Below are 5,133 nucleotides of genomic sequence, written 5' to 3'. Positions count from 1 at the left end.
CGACGATCGACACTGGCCGCGGCTTGCCGGCCGGCGGCGCAATGGTGCGACGCCGTCTCAGACGCGACGCGGCGAGCACGATGCTGGCGAGATTCGAGAGGATGAGGACGGTTGAAAGCGTGGCGGCTATGAGAGTGAGTTGCATCGAGGTCCGGTCACTCCAGGAAAACCGGTCCGCAAGATGGCCGGTTTCAACAGTTCAGCAGAGCGCCCGAGTCGCGCGTCACCAGTCCGCGCACACCATCATTGTCATATGTCACTTAAATGACATTCTTTGTCGGCACCTGCCCGCGAGGCCGGCCAGAGGAGGCTTCGATCGGTTGACCTAACCGCACGGAGCGCCGAAAGTTCCGCTGGAACCGTTTTTTGGAGCCGCTTATGTATAGCGCCGTCACGCGCAACATCGAAGTGCAGGTCAGGCCGTTCTATCTGGAGGACCGTTCGGATCCCTCGGAGAACCGCTATGTCTGGGGCTATCAGATAACGATCGACAATCAGTCGGACGATTTCGTGCAGCTTCTGTCGCGATATTGGCACATCACCGACGGCACCGGCCGGGTCGAGGAAGTGCGCGGCCCCGGCGTGGTCGGCGACCAGCCCGAACTCAATCCCGGCGACAGCTACCAGTACACATCCGGTTGCCCGCTCTCGACACCGTCCGGCATCATGGTCGGGCATTACACGATGCGCAACAAGCGGGGCGAGACGTTCGACATCGCCATTCCGGCGTTTTCGCTGGACTTGCCGGGGACGCGGCGGACGGTGAATTGATTTCGCCTCACCGGCCGCGGAGCGACCGGTGAGGCGTGGTTTCTACTCTACTGGGCCGCGAATTCCGCCGGGTCGAAATCATATTGCTTCGAACAGAATTCGCAGGCGACGTGGATGCCGCCGTCTTCGGTGCTGTCCTTGATCTCCTGGGCGGAAAAACCCTCGAGGATGCCGCGGATCTTGTCCCTGGAGCACGAGCACTGGTCGGCGACCGGAACACCGCCGAAGACGCGCACGCCATGCTCGTGGAACAGCCTGTAGAGCAGCCGCTCGGCGCCGATCGTCGGGTCGATCAGTTCGGTCGGCTCGATGGTGCCGAGCAGAGCCAGCAACTCCTGCCAGGAATTGTCGACCGGATCGTGGATCTCCTCACGCGGATCGCCATCGCCGCCCGGCAGGTCCGGGACGCGCATGCGCTCGGGCGACTGCGGCAGGAACTGCGCCAGGATACCGCCGGCGCGCCATTGCTCGCGGGCGCCGCCGGGACCGGGCGTCAAAAGCTTGGCCACCGACAGCCTGATATCCGTCGGGATCTGCTCCGACTGACGGAAATAGGTGCGTGCCGCGTCTTCCAGGGTCTCGCCATCGAGCTGGACGATACCCTGATAGCGCTGCGTATGGGCGCCCTGGTCGATGGTCAGCGCCAGCACGCCACTGCCGAGCAGCGTCTGCTGGGAGGTTTCGCCCGCCGCGACCAGCGCTTCCAGCCGGTCGGCATCGAAACGCGCATAGGCGCGCAGCGCCGAGGGCGTGGAAAAATCCGCAACCAGCATGTCGACGGGCCCGTCGGTGCGGGTCTGCAGGATGAACTTGCCCTCGAACTTCAGCGAAGTGCCGAGCAGCACGGTCAGCACACAGGCCTCCGCCAGCAGGCGGGCGACCGGCTCGGGATAATCGTGGCGGCTGAGGATGGCGTCCAGCATTGGCCCGAGTTGGACCGTGCGGCCGCGCACGTCGAGAGGGCCGACCTCGAACGGCACGACGTGATCGTCGCCGGCATAGCCGAATTCACCGAGTTTGGGGTGATGTTCAGTCACTTGATAGGTTTCCAACATGACAAAGCTCCAGGGCGCGGCCATGCCGCCCTCCGGGGCGCATGCGTCGAAACGCGCTTGATTTGCGTGATGCGGCGCAAATAGGCATCACACGCCCGCAGATCAAGCTCCCAGGGATCAAGCGCCCAGACACCTCAAGCGCCTAGACACCAGGCAAGCACGGCCTTCTGGGCATGGAGCCGGTTCTCGGCTTCGTCGAAGACCACCGAATGCGGTCCGTCGATAACCTCGTCTGTCACTTCCTCGCCGCGATGCGCCGGCAGGCAATGCATGAACAGCGCGTCCGGCTTGGCTCTCGCCATCAGCTTGGCATTGACCTGGTAGGGCGAGAACACATTGTGGCCGCGGGCGCGATGCTCCTGGCCCATCGACACCCAGCAATCGGTGACGATGCAGTCGGCCTGGTCGACGGCTTCCTCGGGCGAGCGGGTGAAGTGCAGCTTGCCGCCATGCGCCTGCGACCAATCGATATGCTTCTGCGCCGGCTCGCTGCCTTCGGGAACGGCGACGTTGAGGTTGAAGCGGAACCGGGCCGAGGCCTCGAGCAGGGAATGCAGCACATTGTTGCCGTCGCCGGTCCAGGCGATGGTCTTGCCGGCTACCGGACCGCGATGTTCCTCGAAGGTCATGATATCGGCCATCAGCTGGCAGGGATGGGTATCGTCGGTCAGTCCGTTGATCACCGGCACGGTGGCGTTCTCGGTCAATTCCAGCAGCCGCTCATGCGAGGTGGTGCGGATCATGATCGCATCGACATAGCGCGACAGCACCTTGGCGGTGTCGGCGATGGTCTCGGAACGGCCGAGCTGCATCTCGGTGCCGGTCAGCATGATGGTCTCGCCGCCGAGCTGCCGCATGCCGACGTCGAAGGAGACGCGCGTGCGCGTCGACGGCTTGTCGAAGATCATCGCCAGCACCTTGCCTTCGAGCGGTTTGGTGCGCTCGCCGGCCTTGAGCCGCGCCTTTCGCACCACCGCGTCGTCCAGCATCAAGCGCAGGTCGCCTTCGGAAACGGTGGAAAGATCGGCGAAATGGCGAACTGACATCAGCAATGATTCCGGGATTACTTCGCCGCGGCGGAAGCGATCGCCTCCGCCAGGCCCTTGGCGCCGGCGCGGATGCGGTTGAGCGCGTCATGGATCTCGGCGTCGGTGACGGTGAGCGGCGGCAACAGGCGAATGACGTTGTCGCCGGCCGGAACCGTCAACAGGTGCTGGTCGCGCAAGGCCATGTTCACCTTGGTGTTGGGCATGGCGCATTTGAGGCCGAGCATCAGCCCGGCACCCCTGATGTCCTCGATGATTTCGGGAAACTCGTCGGCGACCGACGCCAGACCCTGCTTCATCAGCAGCGCCTTGCGCTGGACATCTTCGAGGAAGCCGTCTTCCAGCACGACATCGAGCACGGCGTTGCCGACCGCCATGGCAAGCGGGTTGCCGCCGAACGTGGTGCCATGCACGCCGGCGGTCATGCCGACCGCCGCTTCATCCGTGGCAAGGCAGGCGCCCATCGGGAAGCCGCCGCCGATACCCTTGGCAATCGCCATGATGTCGGGCGTTACACCCGACCATTCATGTGCGAACAGCTTGCCGGTGCGGCCGATGCCGCACTGGACCTCGTCGTAGATCAACAGCAGGCCGTGCTGCTCGCACAATTGCCTGAGCCGCTTCAGCGACTGCGTCGGCACCGGGCGGATACCGCCCTCGCCCTGCACCGGCTCGATCAGGATCGCGGCCGTCTCCGGCGTGATCGCCTTTTCGGCGGCGTCAATGTCGTCGAAGCCGACCTGGTCGAAACCTTCGACCTTGGGGCCGAAGCCCTCGAGATACTTGTACTGGCCGCCAGCCGCGATGGTCGCCAGCGTGCGGCCATGGAAGGCGCCTTCGAAGGTGATGATGCGGAAGCGCTCGGGATGGCCTTTGACGAAATGGTAGCGCCGCGCCGTCTTGATCGCGCATTCCAGCGCCTCGGCGCCGGAATTGGTGAAGAACACCTTGTCGGCGAAGGTGGCGTCGGCCAGCCGTTCGCCAAGCCGGCTCTGCCCGGGGATCTCGTAGAGGTTGGAGACATGCCACAGCTTGGCTGCCTGCTCGGTGAGTGCGGCGACCAGGTGCGGGTGGCTGTGGCCCAGCGAATTGACGGCGATGCCGCCGGCGAAATCGAGATATCGCTCGCCCTTGTCGGTAATCAGCCATGTGCCTTCCCCGTGGTCGAAGGCCAGGGGTGCGCGAGCAAAGGTCTCGTAAAGCGCCGAACCGCTCATTATATGCGTCTCCGGTACCGGAAAATCAAAAAAGCCGCCAAAGCGGCGGCCTGTGCGGCTTATCCTGTTTTTCGGCCATGAAGTCAACGAAAACGTCGCGTAGTGGCGCGCGGCAAGCCCCCCGACGGGACGCCGGCTCATAAGCGACCGGGCAAGTTGGGGAAAACCGAAAAAACCGATTCGTGTTGCACTTGGGACTCTTGTCACCGAGTCAGCGCATAGAGTAGTTGTAGTCGAGAAATAACTAGATTTCGTGCGGCGGACCTAATCACCAGATATATGTGGTGTCTGCCCTGGCAAATGTTGCCGGGTCGGGAGAAGGATTCCGATTGCCGCACGCTTAGAGGAGCGCGGTCTCATGAACTGGACTGACGAGCGGGTAGAACTCTTGAGAAAACTGTGGTCGGAGGGTCTGAGCGCAAGCCAGATTGCTGCGCAGCTTGGAGGGGTCAGCCGCAATGCGGTCATCGGGAAGGTGCATCGGCTGAAACTGTCGGGCCGCGGTCGCTCGACCGCCACGCCGGCACGCCAGAAGAAGGCAGCGCAAGGATCGACCGTCCAGAAATCGGTATCACGCGCCGTAACCACGGCACGCCATGTCACGACATCGGTCGGCGCCACTGCTTTGCAGACGCAGTTCGACGCCGAACCCGTGGCACGCCATTACATCCGCCCGGTCGAAAATGTCGTGCTGCCGATCTCGCGGCATCTGCAGCTGGTCGAGCTGACCGAGCGGACCTGCAAATGGCCGAACGGCGATCCGCTTTCAGAGGACTTCCATTTCTGCGGCAACGATGCCGCCGAAACCGGTCCCTACTGCAAGTACCACGCCCGCGTGGCATTCCAGCCGGCATCGGAGCGGCGGCGGAGCAGGTAGATAAGGGAATAGGGGAGTAAGGCAGTAGGGCAGTATGTGCGCGGAAAGTCGCGCTCACGAAATGCCACCCTACTGCCCTACTGCCCTACTGCCCTACTGCCCTACTGCCCTACTGCCCTACTGCCCTACTGCCCTACTGCCCTACCTGTACCTTATACAAATCTCCG

General features: G+C 63.4%; 5 protein-coding genes. 2 read left to right on the top strand and 3 right to left on the bottom strand.

What is annotated here, in order from left to right; translation table 11 throughout:
• Window positions 1-378 precede the first annotated feature (378 nt).
• Complete coding sequence (gene apaG / locus EN991_RS22625) at window positions 379-771, top strand: Co2+/Mg2+ efflux protein ApaG (protein ID WP_013533640.1); 393 nt, start codon at window positions 379-381, stop codon at window positions 769-771.
• Between the two features lie 47 nt (window positions 772-818).
• On the opposite strand, the gene EN991_RS22620 is transcribed toward apaG, so the two are convergent.
• The 3 genes from EN991_RS22620 to EN991_RS22610 all read right to left on the bottom strand — a co-directional run bounded on the left by EN991_RS22620 (window position 819) and on the right by EN991_RS22610 (window position 4,089).
• On the bottom strand, window positions 819-1,850 hold the full coding sequence (locus tag EN991_RS22620; protein WP_013533641.1) for an Hsp33 family molecular chaperone: 1,032 nt from the start codon (window positions 1,848-1,850) through the stop codon (window positions 819-821).
• 110 nt (window positions 1,851-1,960) lie between these two features.
• A complete protein-coding gene (gene argF / locus EN991_RS22615; protein ID WP_127369588.1) occupies window positions 1,961-2,872 on the bottom strand; it encodes an ornithine carbamoyltransferase in 912 nt (303 codons plus the stop codon).
• Between the two features lie 17 nt (window positions 2,873-2,889).
• Window positions 2,890-4,089 (bottom strand): aspartate aminotransferase family protein, encoded by a 1,200-nt coding sequence (locus EN991_RS22610; protein ID WP_063170013.1) that lies wholly within the window; start codon window positions 4,087-4,089, stop codon window positions 2,890-2,892.
• A gap of 358 nt (window positions 4,090-4,447) precedes the next feature.
• On the opposite strand from EN991_RS22610, the gene EN991_RS22605 reads away from it, so the two are divergent.
• Window positions 4,448-4,966 (top strand): GcrA family cell cycle regulator, encoded by a 519-nt coding sequence (locus EN991_RS22605; protein ID WP_127365491.1) that lies wholly within the window; start codon window positions 4,448-4,450, stop codon window positions 4,964-4,966.
• The last annotated feature ends 167 nt before the right edge of the window (window positions 4,967-5,133 follow it).

Source organism: Mesorhizobium sp. M7A.F.Ca.US.005.03.2.1 (assembly GCF_003997795.1).
In the GTDB taxonomy this organism is placed as follows: Bacteria; Pseudomonadota; Alphaproteobacteria; order Rhizobiales; family Rhizobiaceae; genus Mesorhizobium; species Mesorhizobium ciceri.
Note: the sequence above shows the minus strand (reverse complement) of the source record. Positions and strands in the feature narration are given on the sequence as shown.

Coding starts and splice junctions, on each gene's coding strand:
- apaG (WP_013533640.1), top strand. CDS start 379: ATGTATAGCGCCGTCACGCGCAACATCGAAGTGCAGGTCAGGCCGTTC.
- EN991_RS22620 (WP_013533641.1), bottom strand. CDS start 1,850: ATGGCCGCGCCCTGGAGCTTTGTCATGTTGGAAACCTATCAAGTGACT.
- argF (WP_127369588.1), bottom strand. CDS start 2,872: ATGTCAGTTCGCCATTTCGCCGATCTTTCCACCGTTTCCGAAGGCGAC.
- EN991_RS22610 (WP_063170013.1), bottom strand. CDS start 4,089: ATGAGCGGTTCGGCGCTTTACGAGACCTTTGCTCGCGCACCCCTGGCC.
- EN991_RS22605 (WP_127365491.1), top strand. CDS start 4,448: ATGAACTGGACTGACGAGCGGGTAGAACTCTTGAGAAAACTGTGGTCG.